The 18,450-nt window shown below is 54.8% G+C and carries 17 protein-coding genes and 1 riboswitch; of the genes, 5 read left to right on the top strand and 12 right to left on the bottom strand.

The window, feature by feature from the left end:
* Positions 1-32 precede the first annotated feature (32 nt).
* Positions 33-653, bottom strand: a complete 621-nt coding sequence (locus tag J1G48_RS18535; protein ID WP_000877512.1) for a YdcF family protein — start codon at positions 651-653, stop codon at positions 33-35.
* Between the two features lie 517 nt (positions 654-1,170).
* Between J1G48_RS18535 and J1G48_RS18525 the strand changes: the two genes are divergently transcribed.
* Positions 1,171-1,590 (top strand): DUF4751 family protein, encoded by a 420-nt coding sequence (locus J1G48_RS18525; protein WP_001103154.1) that lies wholly within the window; start codon positions 1,171-1,173, stop codon positions 1,588-1,590.
* 5 nt (positions 1,591-1,595) lie between these two features.
* Here J1G48_RS18525 and araD read toward each other — a convergent pair whose 3' ends face one another.
* The 3 genes from araD to araB all read right to left on the bottom strand — a co-directional run bounded on the left by araD (position 1,596) and on the right by araB (position 5,654).
* Positions 1,596-2,291, bottom strand: a complete 696-nt coding sequence (araD, locus tag J1G48_RS18520; RefSeq protein ID WP_000888705.1) for an L-ribulose-5-phosphate 4-epimerase — start codon at positions 2,289-2,291, stop codon at positions 1,596-1,598.
* Positions 2,292-2,431: 140 nt separating this feature from the next.
* Positions 2,432-3,934, bottom strand: a complete 1,503-nt coding sequence (araA, locus tag J1G48_RS18515; RefSeq protein ID WP_000151703.1) for an L-arabinose isomerase — start codon at positions 3,932-3,934, stop codon at positions 2,432-2,434.
* Between the two features lie 10 nt (positions 3,935-3,944).
* On the bottom strand, positions 3,945-5,654 hold the full coding sequence (gene araB, locus J1G48_RS18510; protein ID WP_000951810.1) for a ribulokinase: 1,710 nt from the start codon (positions 5,652-5,654) through the stop codon (positions 3,945-3,947).
* A 339-nt stretch (positions 5,655-5,993) separates the two neighbouring features.
* Between araB and araC the strand changes: the two genes are divergently transcribed.
* Positions 5,994-6,839: an arabinose operon transcriptional regulator AraC gene (gene araC, locus J1G48_RS18505; protein WP_000852387.1), complete on the top strand. Its 846-nt coding sequence runs from the start codon at positions 5,994-5,996 to the stop codon at positions 6,837-6,839.
* Positions 6,840-6,957: 118 nt separating this feature from the next.
* The gene (locus J1G48_RS18500; protein ID WP_001148372.1) at positions 6,958-7,725 is read left to right on the top strand and encodes a DedA family protein; all 768 of its coding nucleotides are present in this window, start codon (positions 6,958-6,960) and stop codon (positions 7,723-7,725) included.
* Positions 7,726-7,763: 38 nt separating this feature from the next.
* On the opposite strand, the gene thiQ is transcribed toward J1G48_RS18500, so the two are convergent.
* From thiQ to sgrR, 4 genes are all read right to left on the bottom strand, one after another.
* Complete coding sequence (gene thiQ / locus J1G48_RS18495) at positions 7,764-8,471, bottom strand: thiamine ABC transporter ATP-binding protein ThiQ (RefSeq protein ID WP_000915966.1); 708 nt, start codon at positions 8,469-8,471, stop codon at positions 7,764-7,766.
* Positions 8,455-10,065: a thiamine/thiamine pyrophosphate ABC transporter permease ThiP gene (thiP, locus tag J1G48_RS18490; RefSeq protein WP_000235640.1), complete on the bottom strand. Its 1,611-nt coding sequence runs from the start codon at positions 10,063-10,065 to the stop codon at positions 8,455-8,457. Before thiP ends, thiQ begins: the two co-directional genes overlap by 17 nt.
* On the bottom strand, positions 10,041-11,024 hold the full coding sequence (thiB, locus tag J1G48_RS18485; RefSeq protein WP_000915326.1) for a thiamine ABC transporter substrate binding subunit: 984 nt from the start codon (positions 11,022-11,024) through the stop codon (positions 10,041-10,043). The genes thiP and thiB overlap by 25 nt, the downstream gene beginning before the upstream one ends.
* A 31-nt stretch (positions 11,025-11,055) precedes the next feature.
* Positions 11,056-11,155, bottom strand: a riboswitch (TPP riboswitch).
* Positions 11,156-11,201: 46 nt separating this feature from the next.
* The gene (gene sgrR / locus J1G48_RS18480) at positions 11,202-12,860 is read right to left on the bottom strand and encodes an HTH-type transcriptional regulator SgrR (RefSeq protein ID WP_001139043.1); all 1,659 of its coding nucleotides are present in this window, start codon (positions 12,858-12,860) and stop codon (positions 11,202-11,204) included.
* Positions 12,861-12,952: 92 nt separating this feature from the next.
* Here sgrR and sgrT point away from each other — a divergent pair, with 92 nt between their 5' ends.
* Together sgrT and J1G48_RS18470 are read left to right on the top strand one after the other, a co-directional pair.
* Positions 12,953-13,075, top strand: coding sequence for a glucose uptake inhibitor SgrT (gene sgrT / locus J1G48_RS18475; protein ID WP_001248755.1), 123 nt, complete (start codon positions 12,953-12,955; stop codon positions 13,073-13,075).
* A gap of 319 nt (positions 13,076-13,394) precedes the next feature.
* Positions 13,395-13,676, top strand: coding sequence for a DUF5339 family protein (locus J1G48_RS18470; protein WP_000755258.1), 282 nt, complete (start codon positions 13,395-13,397; stop codon positions 13,674-13,676).
* Between the two features lie 53 nt (positions 13,677-13,729).
* Here the strand turns inward: J1G48_RS18470 and leuD are convergent, their stop codons facing one another.
* Genes leuD through leuA form a run of 4 tightly spaced genes read right to left on the bottom strand, consistent with a single transcriptional unit; the run spans position 13,730 to position 18,411 of the window.
* Entirely contained in the window at positions 13,730-14,335 is a 606-nt protein-coding gene (gene leuD / locus J1G48_RS18465; RefSeq protein WP_000818272.1) for a 3-isopropylmalate dehydratase small subunit, read from the bottom strand.
* A 10-nt stretch (positions 14,336-14,345) separates the two neighbouring features.
* A complete protein-coding gene (gene leuC / locus J1G48_RS18460; protein ID WP_001140632.1) occupies positions 14,346-15,746 on the bottom strand; it encodes a 3-isopropylmalate dehydratase large subunit in 1,401 nt (466 codons plus the stop codon).
* Between the two features lie 2 nt (positions 15,747-15,748).
* Positions 15,749-16,840, bottom strand: a complete 1,092-nt coding sequence (gene leuB, locus J1G48_RS18455; protein WP_000042328.1) for a 3-isopropylmalate dehydrogenase — start codon at positions 16,838-16,840, stop codon at positions 15,749-15,751.
* Entirely contained in the window at positions 16,840-18,411 is a 1,572-nt protein-coding gene (gene leuA / locus J1G48_RS18450; protein ID WP_000082819.1) for a 2-isopropylmalate synthase, read from the bottom strand. Before leuA ends, leuB begins: the two co-directional genes overlap by 1 nt.
* Positions 18,412-18,450 lie beyond the last annotated feature (39 nt).

Below are 18,450 nucleotides of genomic sequence, written 5' to 3'. Positions count from 1 at the left end.
GTCTAAAAAATTCACGCTAATTATAACCTGTTTTAGGGGGTAATACTGTTATTTTGTACAGGCATATAACGTAAAAGCCGATATCCGCTGTAATAAAAAGTTTCTCGCAGTAAGAAGCGGGTTTGCGCCCACCAGGATTTATAGCGGGTGGATCGCGTGGGTGATGAGCGGCTATCGATACCATTATCCTGAGCGATAGTTTTCAGACGCAGCATATGCAGCGGATCGCTGACCAGTAACGCTGTGCGCCATTGTTGTTGTCGCAGTATCTGTTTTGCGTAACGAATATTTTCGCGCGTCACGGTAGAGCGCTCTTCAATAAAAATCGCCTTAGCCGGAATGCCTTTTTCCAGAACGTATTGACGGGCTATCGCCGCGTCGGAAACCGTTGCGCCAGCGCCGTAGCCGCCGGTTAATACCAACGCGCGGACAATGTGTTGTTGGTAAAGCCAGATGGCATGATCCAGTCTGGCCTGAAAAACGGGAGAAGGCGTTTTTCCGCTAACGCCTGCTCCTGCGACAATCGCGCAGTCAGCTACGCGCGTCTGGTTTTGCTGACTGAACTGATAAATAGCGATGGCATTATGGATAAACACCGTAGCCATAATGAGAATTATGCCTGCCGCGATTCTGATGATGTAGCGATATTTCATGAATGAGTTCGTTCCCCGTGACGGGTGTAATGGATATTTTAACGATAAAATGGCTTTTAGCGTCAGATATTTTTGCTGACGTATATTTATCAATATAATGATGCCGGTATATACAGCAGATATAATTATCCTATAACTGCTAATTTTGAATCATGTTTATTTACAGTTTTTACCCATGTATTAGCCGTTTTGTGTCAAGTCTGTTTTCATACATTAAGTATTTTTCAGAAAGGCGCTTGTTCGAATCTGTTACTTATTTCTCGGATTAACAAAAAAGCGATATTTTTTGTTTGTTTTACTTAATGAAAAGTGTAACAATTTCATTTGGAACATCCGCACCGTCAGGTAGAAATATAATATTCCAATTGGCCGCTATGGTTAAATAAAAATGGATTACAGTGCGAATTCGTCGGGAACTCTCTGCATAATTTAATTTTTATTTTAGAATATAATTTTATTTTGACTTTCGGGTGCGGGTGTTTTTATCAAAATTTGTGGTATTCGGGAATGATCTTTTATGAATGTGAGTATGCAGGCGCGTCTGGTAGGGAGCGACCGTTATCTTTTCGTCAATACTCAACGCGCTAACCCTTCCATAAAAACCGTGAGTCGATTTTTTGAGTATAAAACATGGACAGAACAGATTTGGCGCACCGAGATTATTGAAAACGGCAATGCTTTTTTTCACTGGCAAGGACACGACAGAAAAAACGGACATCGGGATACCATTATTAACTATCTGTTAAATGGACAACGCTGGCAGTCAACAATCGAAGATTATATTTTCTTCCATGCGCTGGAAGGAAAAGCGTGGCAGGGACATTATGATAATATTATTGAATATGTGAGTTCTGATCATTACGTCTATCAAAGCGCATTTGCTGAATATATCACCGACCAGATTCATCAACGCGCCCCCCATGGGACGCGTTTTTAGAGGCATTACTGCCCGTAATAGGCTTTTGCGCCGTGTTTGCGTAGATAGTGTTTATCCAGCAGGGATTGCTGCATGTCGGGCAACTGCGGCGCAAGCTGGCGGCAGAAGATCCCCATATAGGCCACTTCTTCCAGCACGATGGCGTTATGCACGGCATCCTCGGCATTTTTACCCCAGGCAAACGGGCCGTGCGAATGGACAAGCACGCCGGGCATTTGAGCGGCGTCAATACCTTGTTTTTCAAAGGTTTCAACAATGACATTGCCCGTTTCCCATTCATACTCGCCATTAATTTCCGCCTCGGTCATTTTGCGAGTGCAGGGAATCGTACCGTAGAAATAGTCGGCATGGGTGGTTCCCGTCGCCGGAATCGGCCGACCCGCCTGCGCCCAGATAGTCGCGTGGCGCGAATGGGTGTGTACGATGCCGCCGATAGTCGGAAATGCCTGGTACAACAGACGGTGGGTTGGCGTATCGGACGACGGTTTCTTATGACCTTCAACGACTTCACCGGTCTCCAGGCTGACCACCACCATATCGTCAGCGGTCATGACGCTATAATCGACTCCGGACGGCTTAATCACCAGTACGCCGCGTTCGCGATTGACGGCGCTGACGTTACCCCAGGTAAGGGTGACCAGGTTGTGTTTTGGCAGCGCCAGATTGGCTTCCAGTACCTGGCGTTTGAGATCTTCTAACATTGTTTTCTCCCTGCCGGATGGCGCTTCGCTTATCCGGCCTACGAGCGACGGTGTGCCGGATGGCGACATAAATGCCTTATTCGGCCTACAGGACCGTAGGCCCGGTAAATGAAATGCCACCGGGCAATTCGTTTCACCAATTAACGTTTGAACCCGTAATACACCTCGTTCCAGCGCAGCGCGTCCTTAAAGGCTGGCAGACGGGTATCGTTATCAATCACCGCGATTTCGATATCGTGTATTTCTGCAAACTGGCGCATATCGTTCAGATCCAGCGCGTGGCTGAAGACGGTATGGTGCGCGCCGCCAGCCAGAATCCATGCTTCGGAGGCGGTCGGCAGATCCGGCTGCGCCTTCCACAGCGCGTTAGCCACCGGCAGTTTCGGCAGGGAGTGCGGCGTTTTTACGGTGTCAATGCAGTTGACCAGCAGGCGGTAACGATCGCCGAGGTCGATCAGGCTGGCGACGATCGCCGGGCCGGTTTGGGTATTGAAAATCAAACGCGCCGGATCTTCCTTGCCGCCAATGCCGAGGTGCTGGACGTCGAGGATCGGTTTCTCTTCCACCGCGATGGAGGGACACACTTCCAGCATGTGCGAGCCGAGCACCAGATCGTTGCCTTTCTCGAAGTGGTAGGTGTAATCCTCCATAAATGAGGTGCCGCCCTGCAGACCGGTTGACATTACTTTCATAATGCGAAGCAGAGCGGCGGTTTTCCAGTCGCCTTCGCCCGCAAAGCCGTAGCCCTGTTGCATCAGACGCTGTACGGCCAGACCCGGAAGTTGTTTCAGGCCGTGCAAATCTTCAAATGTCGTCGTAAAGGCGTGGAATCCGCCCTGTTCCAGGAAACGCTTCATACCGAGTTCAATGCGCGCCGCTTCCCGCACGTTCTGGCGTTTATCGCCGTGGATCCGGGTGGCGGGCGTCAGGGTATAGCTGCTTTCATACTCGTCAATCAGAGCGTTGATATCGCCGTCACTAATTGCGTTCACCACCTGCACCAGATCGCCGACCGCCCAGGTATTGACCGAAAAGCCAAATTTGATTTGCGCGGCCACTTTATCACCGTCAGTCACTGCGACTTCACGCATATTGTCGCCGAAGCGGCAGACTTTTAGCTGGCGGGTATCCTGTTTAGAGACCGCCTGGCGCATCCAGGCGCCGATACGCGTATGGGCCTCTTTATCCTGCCAGTGGCCAGTGACGACCGAGTGCTGCTGGCGCATCCGCGCGCCGATAAACCCGAACTCGCGGCCGCCGTGCGCAGTCTGGTTCAGGTTCATAAAGTCCATATCGATGCTGTCCCACGGCAGGGCGGCGTTAAATTGGGTATGGAATTGCAGTAGTGGTTTGTTAAGGATACTCAGCCCGTTGATCCACATTTTGGCCGGGGAGAAGGTGTGCAGCCAGACCACCAGCCCCGCGCAGCGATCGTCATAATTGGCGTCACGACAAATGGCGGTAATCTCATCCGGCGAGGTGCCCAGCGGTTTTAATACCAGTTTACATGGCAGTTTAGCTTCGGTATTCAGCGCGTTGACCACATGCTCGGCATGTTGGGTGACCTGGCGCAGGGTTTCTGCGCCATACAAATGCTGGCTGCCAATCACAAACCATACTTCATAATTATCAAAAATCGTCATTGTCGTGTCCTTAATGAGTCAGGATTGCCTGATTGGCCGGGGTCGTTGGCGCCGGCGCGGCAGTCGGAAGATAATGTTGTTCTGCGCTTAGCGCCCACTGCTGGTAGCGGCGGTAAAGCCGTTCGAAGCGTTGCGCCTGTTCAGGGCGGGGACGCAGAGTGCGTTCTACCGCGCTCGCCATGCTTTGCTGGGCGGCAGGAATATCGGCATGGACTTTCGCGGCAACGGCGGCAAAGATAGCGGCGCCTAATGCGCAACACTGGTCGGAAGCGACGATCTGCAACGGACGATTCAGTACGTCGCAGCAGACCTGCATAATGACCTGATTTTTACGGGCGATGCCGCCAAGCGCCATCACGTTATTGACCGCGATACCCTGCTCGGTAAAACACTCCTGAATGGCGCGCGCGCCGAAGGCGGTCGAGGCGACCAGACCGCCAAACAGCGCTGGCGCGTCGGTGGCGAGATTGAGATCGGTAATGACGCCTTTCAGACGCTGATTAGCGTTTGGCGTGCGGCGACCGTTAAACCAGTCGAGCACCACCGGCAGGTGATCCAGGGACGGATTTTTCGCCCAGGCGTCGGTGAGCGCTGGCAGTAGCTGCTTCTGGCTGGCGTTAATCTGGGTTTTCAGTTCCGGGTGCTGCGCGGCAAGTTGTTCCAGCGGCCAGCTCAACACGCGGCTAAACCAGGCGTAGATGTCGCCGAAAGCAGATTGCCCCGCTTCCAGACCGATAAAGTTCGGCACCACGCTGCCGTCAACCTGACCGCAAATGCCTTTCACGGCGCGATCCCCGACGCTCTGTTTATCCGCAATCAGAATGTCGCAGGTAGACGTGCCGATGACTTTTACCAGCGTATTGGACTGTGCGCCCGCGCCGACCGCGCCCATGTGGCAGTCGAACGCGCCGCCGGAAATCACTACGCTTTCCGGCAAGTCGAGGCGCTGCGCCCATTCGGCGCACAGGGTGCCCACGGGCAGATCGGCGGTGAAGGTTTCGCTAAATAACGGGTAGTGCAGATGACGGTTAATGCACGGATCGAGTTCATCAAAGAAGCTCGCGGGCGGCAGACCGCCCCAGCTTGCATGCCACAGTGTTTTGTGCCCGGCGCTGCAGCGGCCACGGCGGATATCTTGCGGGCGAGTGGTGCCGGAAAGCAGCGCCGGCACCCAGTCACACAGTTCAATCCACGAGACGGCGGCCTGCGCGACGGCGCTATCCTGGCGGGTGACGTGCAGAATCTTCGCCCAGAACCATTCGCTGGAGTAAATGCCGCCAATATAGCGGGAGTAGTCGACCTTACCTGGCTTATGGCACAGACGAGTGATTTCGTCGGCCTCTTCCACCGCGGTGTGATCTTTCCACAGCACAAACATCGCATTCGGGTTCTCGGCGAACTCCGGACGCAGCGCCAGGACGTTACCGTCGGCGTCAATCGGCGCTGGCGTAGAACCGGTGCTGTCAACGCCAATGCCAACGACATTTGCGCGTTGCGCGGCGCTTAATTGTGCCAGAACGGCTTTCAGCGCGGCCTCCATTGACTCCATGTAGTCGCGCGGATGATGACGGAACTGGTTGTTCGGGCCGTCGCAATAACGGCCTTCTTGCCAGCGTGGATACCACTCTACGCTGGTGGCGATCTCGTCGCCGGTGGCGCAGTCCACTGCCAGAGCGCGCACTGAATCACTGCCAAAATCGAGGCCAATTGCAATTGCCATCGTCTTACTCCATCCAGAAAAACAGGTATGGAGAAACAGTAGAGAGTCGCGGCAAAAACCGTCAGGCAGGATCCGCTAATCTTATGGACAAAAATGCTAATGCTTTGCAAAGTGTGACGCTGTGCAAATATTCAATGTGGACATTCCAGCCATAGTTATAGACACTTCTGTTACTTAATTTTATCGCCTGAACTGTACGCTTTTGTTACAAAACGCTTTTCACAAGCGGGGTTGATACGTGCTTTCATCAAGCGCAAGGTCTTGCGGAGACGGAAGCTCTGTCGTCCTGGTCAATATGGACAATTTGTTTCTTCTCTGAACATCGGGGGTAGAGAAATCATGGCTGAAACGCAAAATGATCCGCTATTGCCGGGATATTCATTTAATGCCCATCTGGTCGCCGGGCTGACGCCAATTGAAGCGAATGGATATCTGGATTTTTTTATCGATCGTCCGTTGGGCATGAAGGGATATATTCTTAACCTGACCATCCGCGGAGAGGGCGTCATTAATAATAATGGCGAGCAGTTTGTCTGTCGGCCTGGAGATATATTATTGTTTCCGCCGGGCGAGATTCATCACTATGGACGGCATCCGGACGCCAGCGAGTGGTATCACCAGTGGGTTTATTTCCGGCCTCGCGCCTACTGGCAGGAGTGGCTGACCTGGCCGACAATCTTTGCCCAGACAGGATTTTTCCGCCCGGACGAGGCGCGCCAGCCGCATTTCAGCGAACTGTTCGGGCAGATCATCAGCGCCGGGCAAGGGGAAGGCCGCTATTCTGAGCTACTGGCGATCAATCTGCTGGAGCAGTTGTTGCTCAGACGTATGGCGGTAATTAATGAGTCGTTGCATCCGCCGATGGATAGCCGTGTGCGCGATGCCTGCCAGTATATCAGCGACCATCTGGCGGACAGCCATTTTGATATCGCCAGCGTCGCCCAGCATGTCTGCCTGTCGCCCTCCCGGTTATCGCATCTGTTCCGCCAGCAGTTAGGCATTAGCGTATTGAGTTGGCGCGAAGATCAGCGTATCAGCCAGGCGAAACTCCTGCTTAGCACCACGCGAATGCCGATAGCGACCGTTGGGCGCAATGTTGGATTTGACGATCAGCTCTATTTTTCGCGGGTATTTAAAAAATGCACCGGGGCAAGTCCTAGCGAGTTCAGGGCCGGATGTGAATAAAAAGTGAATGATGTGTCCACAAAGATGTCATAAGCCGTAACTATTCGGATAATTGACGGCTTGACGAAGGGGGACGGGGTAAGCAGAATCCCTGCTTCATCACGCTGACGGACACACTATGCAAGCACTGCTGGAACATTTTATCACCCAATCCACTCTGTATTCGCTTATCGCCGTGTTGCTGGTCGCCTTCCTGGAATCGCTGGCGCTGGTGGGGTTGATTTTACCCGGCACGGTACTGATGGCGGGGCTGGGCGCGCTTATCGGCAGCGGCGAGCTCAATTTTTGGCATGCCTGGCTGGTGGGTATTATCGGCTGTCTGATGGGCGACTGGATTTCGTTCTGGCTGGGGTGGCGCTTTAAAAAGCCGCTACACCGCTGGTCTTTTATGAAAAAAAACAAGTCGCTGCTGGATAAAACCGAACACGCGCTGCATCAGCACAGTATGTTCACGATCCTGGTCGGACGTTTTGTCGGTCCGACGAGGCCGCTGGTGCCGATGGTGGCAGGGATGCTGGATCTTCCCGTGGCGAAATTTATTGGGCCAAACTTGATTGGCTGTTTGCTGTGGCCACCGTTTTATTTCCTGCCGGGCATTCTGGCGGGAGCGGCAATCGATATTCCTTCTGATATGCAGAGCGGAGATTTCAAATGGCTGCTGCTGGCTACGGCGTTGCTGCTGTGGGTCGGAGGCTGGCTATGCTGGCGGCTGTGGCGCAGCGGCAAAGCGGCAGTCGATCGTTTAACCGCGTATCTCCCCCGCAGCCGTTTGCTGTATCTGGCGCCGTTGACGCTCGGGAGCGGCGTGGTCGCGCTGGTGGTGCTGATTCGCCACCCGCTGATGCCGGTATATATCGATATTCTGCGCAAAGTTGTGGGTTACTAACGATTCCTTTGCCGGATGGCGGCTTCGCCTTATCCGGCCTACAAAAGATGGGATTTGATGCCCAATAGCGCTGAGGCGCTGGCCTGACCGCTTAGTAGCTCGTCTGTTTTGCCTTGCCACGCAATGCGTCCGTCGGCCACGACGATTGACCGGGGCGCAATTCGCGCCGCATCTTCCACGCTGTGCGAGACCATCAACAGCGTGAGCTGTCGCTCGCGGCAGATATCGCTGACCAACGTCAGCATCTCCTGGCGCAGCGCGGGATCGAGCGCGGAGAACGGTTCATCCAGCAGCAGTACCGGCTGTTCACGTACCAGGCAGCGCGCCAGCGCTACCCGCTGACGCTGGCCGCCGGACAGTTCGCCCGGTAAACGCGTCATCAGACTCTCAATGCCCATCTGATGTGCGATAGCGTCCCGTTTTTCCCGCTGGCTGGCGTTGAGCGTTAACCCAGGGTTTAGCCCCAGACCGATATTTTGCTGCACATTCAGGTGGCTGAATAAATTATTCTCCTGAAACAGCATTGAGACCGGACGGCGTGAGGGCGGCGTAAGCGTATGATCGTCGCCGGCAATCAGTAGCGTACCGCTGGCAGGCGCAAGAAAACCGGCAATTAAATTCAACAACGTGCTTTTCCCCGCGCCGCTGGGGCCAAGAATCGCCACCTGCTCGCCGCGTTCTACCGCCAGCGTAAAACGCATCGGCAAATGATGGTAAAGCCAGGTGATATCAATCAGTTTTAGCATGTCGGCCCGGTAGTTTCTCTATGAGGGTAAATAACGTAAAGCAGAGCAGCAGCAGTATCAGCGCGGTCACCGCGCCGTCCTGGCTGCGGTAGGAGCCGATCTGCTGATACAGATAAAACGGCAGCGTGCGGAAATTGTCATTGCCGAAAAGCGCGACGACGCCAAAATCACCGATAGAAAGTACGCAGGCAAACGCCAGCGCCTGCGCCAGCGGACGTTTCAGCGCCCGCAGTTCCACGACCTTTAACCGCGACCAGCCTTCAATTCCTAATGACTGGCACAGCATTCCATAACGGGCGGTAATATCGCGCATTGGGTTTTCCAGGACTTTTAGCGCGTAGGGGATTGCCATCAGCGCATTGGTGAAAATCACGATGCCGTCGGCGGATTCCGGTAAGCCAACGCTGCTATTGAGCAGTAAAAAGAAGCCTGTCGCCAGCACGATCCCCGGCATCGCGAGGATCAACATCCCGCTGAGTTCCAGCGTTTGTCCGGCGAAGACTTGCTGGCGTTGGCGTAGCTCGCGGCTACTCCACAGTAGCATCATGGTCAGCACCACACACAGAACGCCCGCCGCCAGCGCAATGCGTAGCGATGTCCAGACAGCCTGCCACAGAATGGGTTGCGCCAGCACCTCCGGCAGGCTGCGGTTGACGCCATCGACCACCACGGCGACCAGCGGCGGAAGCAGCAGCAGCAGCGCCAGCACGATTAATAAGGCGTCCGTCAGACGGCTGTGGAGACGATCGTCAGGATCGCGCCAACCCTGCGTCAGCGTCATCCCCGGCGCAATCGCTTTGCTCAGCCGTTGGCTTAGCAGTACCAGCGCCAGGCAGCAGACCATCTGGATTAATGCCAGCATCGCCGCGCGGGCGGGATCGTAGTCATAACTAAGCGCCTGAAAGATAGCCAGTTCGATAGTGGTGGCCTGCGGGCCGCCGCCGAGCGACAGAACCGTTGCGAAACTGGCGAAGCAGAGCATAAAAATCAGCGCCGCGACGGGCGGAATTTGGCGGCGCAGCCACGGCCATTCGACAAAACGGAAAAAATGCCAGCCGCGCATACCGAGCTGGGCGGCGAGCTGGCGCTGCTCGCCGGGAATGCTTTCCAAAGATTGCAGCAACAAACGGCTCGCCATTGGCAGGTTAAAAAAGACGTGCGCCAGTAAAATGCCCTGCAAGCCGTAGGGGGAGAATGTCCACTGAAGCCCCAGCATCTGCCACAGCGAGGCCAGCCAGCCCTGACGGCCATACACGCTAAGAATACCGAACACGGCAACCAGTACCGGCAGAATCAGCGTCATGGCGCACAGACGCAGCAGCGCCAGACGTCCAGGAAAACGGCGTCGATAAAGCGCGCGGGCGAGAAAAACCGCCGGGACCACAGACAGCACTGCGGACAGAAACGCCTGCCAGAATGAGAAGCGCACCACATGCCACAGGTAGCTATCCCGCCAGATTGTCGACCACGCGCCCGACGGCGCGTTCAGCCAAAGCGCCAGAAAGGCCGCCAGCGAGACGGTTATCATCAGCGCGGCGGCGCACAGCCCCGGAATCAGCCAGCCGGGAATTAACGGCTGACGGCGCGTTGCCATTCGCTAATCCATGCCTGGCGTTGTGCTGCCACTTGTTGCGGCGTGAATTCCAGCGTTGTGGCGGGTTTGGCCAATGATTCAAACCCTGCTGGTAAGGCGACGTCCGCTACCGGGTACATCCAGTTGCCGGTGGGTATGGCGTTCTGAAACGCCGGAGAAACCATAAATTTGAGGAATTTCTCCGCCAGTTCCGGCTGCTTACTGGCGACGGTACGCGCCGCGACTTCTACCTGTAAGTAATGGCCTTCGCTGAAGTTCGCGGCGGCGTAATTGTCCTTCTTCTCTTCAATAATGTGATACGCCGGAGAGGTGGTGTAACTGAGCACCAAATCGCTTTCACCTTTCAGAAATAAGCCGTAGGCCTCGCTCCAGCCTTTCGTCACCGTCACCGTTTTGGCCGCCAGTTTTTGCCAGGCCTGCGGCGCGTTATCGCCATAGACTTTGCGCATCCACAGTAACAGCCCCAGCCCTGGCGTACTGGTACGCGGGTCCTGATAAATTACCCGCCATTTTTGATCGCTCTCGACCAGTTCTTTCAGGCTTTTCGGCGGATTTTTCAGCTTGCTTTTATCGTAGACAAAGGCGAAATAGCCGTAATCGAACGGCACAAATGTGTCGTTTTTCCAGCCGCCGGGCACCTTGACCGCCTCATTCGCCACGCCGCTTTTGGCAAAGAGTTTAGTTTGCGTGGCCGCTTCCAGCAGATTATTGTCCAGCCCCAACACCACATCGGCTTTGCTGTTCTTCCCCTCCATCCGCAGGCGGTTGAGCAGCGAAACGCCATCCTCCAGCGCCACCAGTTTCAGCTCGCAGTTGCAATCGGCTTCAAACGCTTTTTTCACCGCCGGGCCTGGCCCCCAGTCGGCGGCGAACGAGTCGTAGGTATAGACGGTGAGAACGGGTTTGGCGAAAGCAGGCGCCGCGCACAGGAGTAAAAGCGGAAGATATTTTTTTAACACTTTGCACCTCAGTTAAAGAGTGGCAAAGGACTTGAGAGGTAGCCTCAAATCCCTTCGCCGGCATTATCCGGATCAGGTTCGACGGGTATTTTCTCAGCGCGCGCATGAGCGCGGCACCCCGTTGAGTTCGGCGTTAGTGTAGTGATTTTGTTGCCGGGCAGCAATCAAGAGCTGGCGTTAAGGATCTGGCGGCGCAAACCACGCCGATTTAAAATCAAACCAGCCGAGGGTATTCATGCGCAGCCCGCGCATACTGCGTTGTCCCTGGATAATCAGCCAGTGGTGGATCAACGGCACAATCGCTTTGTTGGCCAGCAGTTGCTGGCACCAGTTCGCCAGGTTCATCTCGCCAGCGCGCCACTGCGCGGCGTCGTCCTGCCAGTCGCGCGGAATGCAGTTCTGCAAGAGCGGTACTTCGCACAAGTGCGCGAACAGCGAGAAATCCAGCGGCAGCGTAAAGTTAGCGCTATTGAGCCAGATATCGCTTTCGATGTCGCCGGCGTGCCATTGATCGTAGTCGATCTCCTGAATATGCAGATGCACCTGATGTTCAGCCAGAAGCGCGCTCATGATACGGGCGATAACCCGGTGCTCAATGTGTTCGCGATAGAAGGTCAGCGTGAGGGTTTCCAGCCCGGCGGGTTTTTCGCCCGGGCCTGGACGGGCGTGATGCCAGCGCGGTAAAAGCCCATAGGCCGGGAACCAGAGCTGCTGTAGCGGTTCATCGGCATGATAGAGTAAATTGGTGGGGGAGAGGACGTGGCTTACCCATTCTCTGACCTGCAGATGCGCGCCGCGCGGCGTTCTGGCGTCGAATAGCAGGTAATAGCACCCCTCTTCCAGTCGGCTTTCTATCGCTTTTTCACCGCCTTGTATCGGCCCTTCCAGCATCAAGCCGCAGGCCGGTTCTTCACTGATATCCGGCAGTACCCAGACATTCACTTCGTCTATCAACGCCCGATAGCCGAAGTAATCATCAAAGGCGAGTATCTTGAGCTGGTTTGGCGTATTACGCCGCACGGCATAAGGCCCGGTGCCGATAGGGTGGCTGGCGAAATTAGCCAGCGTTTCCCACTCCCGCGGCAAAATCATCGCCGGGACCTGGCCCAGCAGCCACGGCAACCAGCGATCCGGCTGGGAAAGATGAATATCCAGCGTCCACGCGGTAGGGGAGTCTATCTTTGTGATGTGCGAGTAAAGCGGAAGCGTATTGATACGCGTCAGCGAGGTGATGACATCTTCCATCTCCAGCTCGCGGCCATGATGAAAATGAATGCCGGGGCGCAGGTAGAAGCGCCACAGTAAAGGGGAAATTTGCTGCCAGTGGTGCGCAATGTCCGCTTCCAGTTCCCCGTTTTCCTCATTTACCCGCGTGAGCGAACTGAAAATTTGCCGGGCAATATGAGTTTCCGAGCGACGTAATGCGGTTCCCGGCAGGAGATTGTGCATCGGACGATAGTAAAGAACCCGCAGAATATGCCGCCCCTGGCGGAAGCTGCGTCCCAGATGGGAAATCAGCATTTGCCTGACAGCGCTTTTATCGCCGACCAGTTGTACCAGTTGATCGATTCGATCTTGTTCCAGCAGGTCTTCCGCCCGCTGCTGTTGCAGCGCCAGTCCGGTATACAGGAACGTCAGACGCGAACGCTTTCCGCGTCCAACCTCAGCTTCCCATGTTAGCCAACCGCGCGCCTGCATCGTATTTAGCAGCGTACGCATATGGCGACGCGAACAGTTCAGCAGATCCGCCAGCTCATTAAGCGTGGTGTCTTGCGTTTTACCGTCACAACATTGCCAGAGACGGATAAATTGTTGTTGCAGGCGACCTGAGGGCATAAAAGGGGAACTCCGATGAAAAACTCAGCAATTTTATTATCCCTATATTAGGCCAATAATATCTTTCGATGAAGCAAGAGGAAGAGGTCACTATGCGCCAGTTCTGGTTGAGATATTTTGCCGCGACGGAAAAAACGTCCTGGCTGGCTTGCCTGAGCGCGCCGCAGCGCTTAAAAATGCTCGCGGAACTGATGCAGTGGGAGGCGACCGATTGAAGCCAATTGCAGACATCATGTGTGACTGAGTATTGGTGTAGGCGATAGCCTAAAATCACCCGCCAGCAGATAATATCTGCTGGCTTTTTTTATTTCGGCTGTTTCTGGATGACGACGATGGGACGGCGTCTCAACGGGATTTATACGGCGGTTTCTGTGGTCACGCAGGTGATGACCGGGCGAGTAAAAGACGTGTAATGTTGCGTGACAAGCGCCATTTTGCATGGTACTGAAACAGACTTTTTTTTATTTTTATCATCGCTAATCTTATACGCGTTATCGCATGGTGCTTTAACGTGTTTAGTACAAAGGAATGATAATGAAAAAGGTTTTTTTGCTTGCAGCGCTTTTTGCTATGTCCAATTCCTCTTTCGCGGCAATGGCTGAAAGTTGTCAGCAATATTTTAATGATATTGATGCCCTGGTTGAGCAGGCTGCAGCAACGAGTGAACAGGCAAAACAGCAATTTGACGCGATGAAGCCTCAACTCGAAGCGTCAAAAAAACAGTTGGAAACTGTAGCTGCATCTGACCAGGATGCTGCGTGTAAGCAGGCTCTGGCGTCAATGGTTCAGATTAAACAGGCTCTGGGATTAAAATAAGATAGATACCAGCAATAAGCGATGAGTATCGCTTATTGCTGGTCGTTTTGGTATCAACGCATAAACTCAGGCTGCTTGTCTTCGTACTCGGCAATCGCGTCTTCGTGCTGCAGCGTCAGCCCAATGCTGTCCAGACCGTTCAACATGCAGTGGCGGCGGAAGTCGTCGATTTTAAAGCTGTAGGTCTTATCGCCTGCTTTCACCACCTGTGCTTCCAGATCCACTTCAAATTTAATGCCCGGATTGGCTTTCACCAGAGCAAACAGCTCATCGACCTGTGCGTCGCTCAGGGTTACCGGCAGCAGTTGGTTGTTAAAGCTGTTGCCGTAGAAGATGTCGGCGAAGCTTGGCGCGATCACCACTTTAAAGCCGTAATCGGTCAACGCCCACGGCGCGTGTTCGCGTGACGAGCCGCAGCCAAAGTTTTCCCGCGCCAACAGAATCGACGCGCCTTGATATTCCGGAAAGTTCAACACGAATTCCGGATTTGGCTGTTGGCCCTTTTCGTCCAGGAAGCGCCAGTCGTTAAACAGATGGGCGCCAAAACCGGTGCGCGTAACCTTCTGCAAAAACTGTTTAGGGAGAATTGCATCGGTATCGACGTTGGCGGCATCCAGTGGGACAACCAGGCCGGTATGCTGGGTAAATTTCTCTGCCATGGTAGTTTCCTTATTTGATGCTGCGAATGTCGGCGAAGTGGCCGGTAACGGCGGCAGCGGCGGCCATCGCCGGGCTGACTAAATGCGTGCGACCCCCTCGGCCCTGACGGCCTTCAAAGTTACGGTTGCTGGTGGAGGCGCAGCGCTCGCCCGGGTTCAGGCGGTCATTATTCATGGCCAGGCACATGGAACAGCCCGGTAAGCGCCATTCAAATCCTGCTTCGATAAAGATCTTGTCCAGACCTTCCGCTTCCGCCTGCGCTTTCACCGGACCTGAACCCGGCACCACCAGCGCCTGCACGCCAGGCGCAACTTTGCGCCCTTTGGCGACTTCCGCCGCCGCGCGCAAATCTTCAATACGCGAATTGGTACAAGAGCCGATAAAGACTTTATCAATAGCAACGTCCGTTAACGGTACGCCCGGCTGTAAGCCCATATAAGCCAGCGCTTTTTCGGCGCTGGCGCGCTCAACCGGATCGCTAAAAGAGGCGGGATCGGGGATGATGTCGGTGACGGAAATCACCTGGCCCGGATTCGTGCCCCAGGTCACCTGCGGCGCGATCTCTTCTGCTCGCAGGGTGACGACAGTATCAAAGGTCGCGCCGTCATCGGTTTTCAGCGTTTTCCAGTACTCGACGGCTTCGTCAAAATCGCGGCCCTTCGGCGCGTGCAAACGCCCTTTTACGTAGTTAAAAGTGGTTTCATCCGGGGCGACCAGACCGGCTTTGGCGCCCATCTCAATCGCCATATTGCACAGCGTCATGCGGCCTTCCATACTCAGCGCGCGGATCGCGTCGCCGCAAAATTCAACCACGTGCCCGGTGCCGCCGGCGCTGCCGGTTTTACCGATGATCGCCAGCACGATGTCTTTGGCGGTAATGCCCGGCGCGGCGTTGCCCGTGACTTCAATCTTCATGGTTTTAGCGCGCCCCTGTTTCAGGGTTTGCGTCGCCAGTACATGTTCTACCTCAGAAGTGCCGATGCCGAAGGCCAGCGCGCCAAACGCGCCGTGGGTGGCGGTGTGGGAGTCGCCGCAGACGATGGTCATGCCCGGCAGGGTGACGCCCTGTTCCGGCCCCATCACATGGACGATGCCCTGATATGGGTGATTCAGGTCATACAGCTCGACGCCGAACTCGTTACAGTTCTTAATCAGCTCCTGCATCTGGATACGCGCCATTTCACCGGAAGCATTAATGTCTTTAGTCTGCGTCGAGACGTTGTGATCCATCGTGGCGAAGGTTTTCCCTGGCTGACGTACCGGACGATGGTGCGCGCGCAGACCGTCAAACGCCTGCGGAGAGGTGACTTCATGCACCAGGTGGCGGTCGATGTACAGCAGCGGCGTTTCGTTTGGCGCCTCAAAGACCACGTGGGCATCAAATAATTTTTCGTATAACGTTTTGGCCATGATTACACCCCTTCTGCGACATAGCGGGCGATAATATCGCCCATCTCATCGGTACTGACTGCGGCAGCGCCCCTGGCTAAATCGCCGGTGCGAACGCCCTCTTCTAATGCGCGATTGATCGCCTGTTCAATGGCTGTTGCCGCATCGTTGGCATCCAGGCTGTAGCGCAGCAGCAGCGCCAGCGACAGGATCTGCGCAATTGGATTGGCGATATTTTTCCCGGCGATATCCGGCGCGGAGCCGCCAGCCGGTTCATACAGGCCAAACCCTTGCTCGTTCAGGCTGGCGGAGGGCAACATCCCCATTGAGCCGGTGATCATGGCGCATTCGTCGGACAGAATGTCGCCGAACAGGTTAGAGCACAGCAGTACGTCAAACTGCGACGGGTCTTTAATCAACTGCATGGTGGCGTTATCGATATACATGTGCGCGAGTTCCACATCGGGATACGTTTTCGCGACATCATTGACGATTTCACGCCACAGGATAGAGCTTTGCAGTACGTTGGCTTTATCAATAGAGGTGACTTTACGGCGGCGTTTACGCGCCGATTCAAAGGCGATACGGGCAATGCGCTCGATCTCAAAGCGGTGATAAACTTCGGTATCAAAGGCTTTTTCGTACTGACCGCTGCCTTCGCGGCCTTTTGGCTGTCCGAAATAGATCCCGCCGGTCAGCTCGCGCACGCACAGGATATCGAAACCGTTAGCGGCGATATCGGCGCGCAACGGGCAAAATGCTTCCAGTCCCTGATACAGTTTCGCCGGACGCAGGTTACTGAATAATTTGAAATGTTTGCGCAGCGGCAGCAGGGCGCCGCGCTCTGGCTGGCTTTCCGGGGGCAAATTTTCCCATTTCGGGCCGCCGACGGAGCCAAACAGAATGGCATCCGCCTGCTCGCACCCTTCAACGGTGGTTTTCGGCAGTGGATGACCATGATTGTCGATAGCAATACCGCCGACGTCATAGTGGCTGGTGGTTATACGCATATCAAAACGGCTGCGTACCGCATCCATAACTTTCAGGGCTTGCGCCATGACTTCCGGGCCGATACCGTCGCCCGGCAGTACGGCAATATGATAGTTCTTCGACATTACACGGTTTCCTTGTTGTTCTCTTTATTTTGAGCTTTGCGTTGCAATTCTTTTTCAACTTCGGCGGCGCGCCAGATATTGTTCAGTACGTGCACCATCGCTTTGGCGGAGGATTCGACGATATCCGTCGCCAGCCCGACGCCGTGGAAGCGGCGACCATGATGGTTCACGACGATATCGACCTGACCCAGCGCGTCTTTGCCCTGGCCTTTGGCGTTCAGGTCGTATTTAACCAACTCAACGTCGTAGCCAGTGATGCGGTTAATCGCCTGATAGATGGCGTCGACCGGGCCGTTGCCGTTCGCCGCTTCGGCCTTGATCTCTTCACCACAGGCCAGCTTCACGGAAGCAGTGGCGATATCGCTGGAGCCGGACTGCACGCTGAAGTAATCCAGACGGAAATGCTCTGGTTCTTCTTGCTGTTTATTAATAAACGCCAGCGCTTCCAGGTCATAGTCGAACACCTGGCCTTTTTTGTCCGCCAGCTTCAGGAACGCGTCGTACAGGTGATCCATGTTGTAGTCTGTGTCCTTGTAACCCATCTCTTCCATGCGATGTTTCACGGCGGCACGGCCAGAGCGGGAGGTCAGGTTCAGCTGTATCTGGTTCAGACCGATGGACTCTGGCGTCATGATTTCATAGTTTTCGCGGTTCTTGAGGACACCATCCTGGTGGATGCCGGAAGAGTGGGCAAAAGCGCCGCTGCCGACAATCGCTTTGTTGGCCGGGATCGGCATGTTACAGATCTGGCTGACGGTCTGGCTGGTGCGCCAGATTTCGTGGTGATTGATGTTGGTGTGTACATTCATGATGTCTTTGCGCACTTTAATCGCCATGATCACTTCTTCCAGTGCGCAGTTACCGGCACGTTCTCCGATACCGTTCATCGCGCCTTCAACCTGACGCGCGCCCGCATGTACTGCCGCCAGCGAGTTGCCTACTGCTATCCCTAAATCGTCGTGGGTATGAACGGAGATGATAGCTTTGTCGATATTGGGGACACGTTCATACAGGCCGGAAATGATTCCCGCGAACTCAAACGGCATGGTATAGCCCACGGTATCGGGAATATTAATGGTTCTCGCGCCGGCGTTTATAGCGGCTTCCACCACGCGCGCCAGATCGTCAACAGGCGTCCGGCCAGCATCTTCGCAGGAGAACTCTACGTCATCAGTGTAATTACGCGCCCGCTTAACCATGTATACCGCGCGTTCGATGACCTCATCCAGCGTGCTGCGCAGTTTGGTGGCGATGTGCATTGGCGAGGTGGCGATAAAAGTATGGATGCGAAACGCGTCGGCGACCTTCAGCGCCTGTGCCGCGACGTCAATGTCTTTTTCTACACAACGCGCCAGGGCGCAAACGCGGCTGTTTTTAATGGTGCGGGCGATGGTTTGGACGGATTCAAAATCACCCGGAGAAGAGACCGGGAAGCCCACTTCCATGACATCAACACCCATGCGCTCAAGGGCCAGGGCAATCTGCAGCTTCTCTTTCGCGCTCAGGCTGGCCTGTAACGCTTGTTCGCCGTCGCGTAAGGTCGTATCAAAAATAATGACTTGCTGGCTCATGATGTGGTCCTTGTCTCCAGGGGCGCCTTGCGTCAGGCA

It is taken from the genome of Salmonella sp. SAL-020, from assembly GCF_017372215.1.
GTDB classification, from domain to species: Bacteria; Pseudomonadota; Gammaproteobacteria; order Enterobacterales; family Enterobacteriaceae; genus Salmonella; species Salmonella enterica.
The sequence above is the reverse complement of the archived record's forward strand: the minus strand, read 5'-3'. Positions and strand labels throughout refer to the sequence as shown.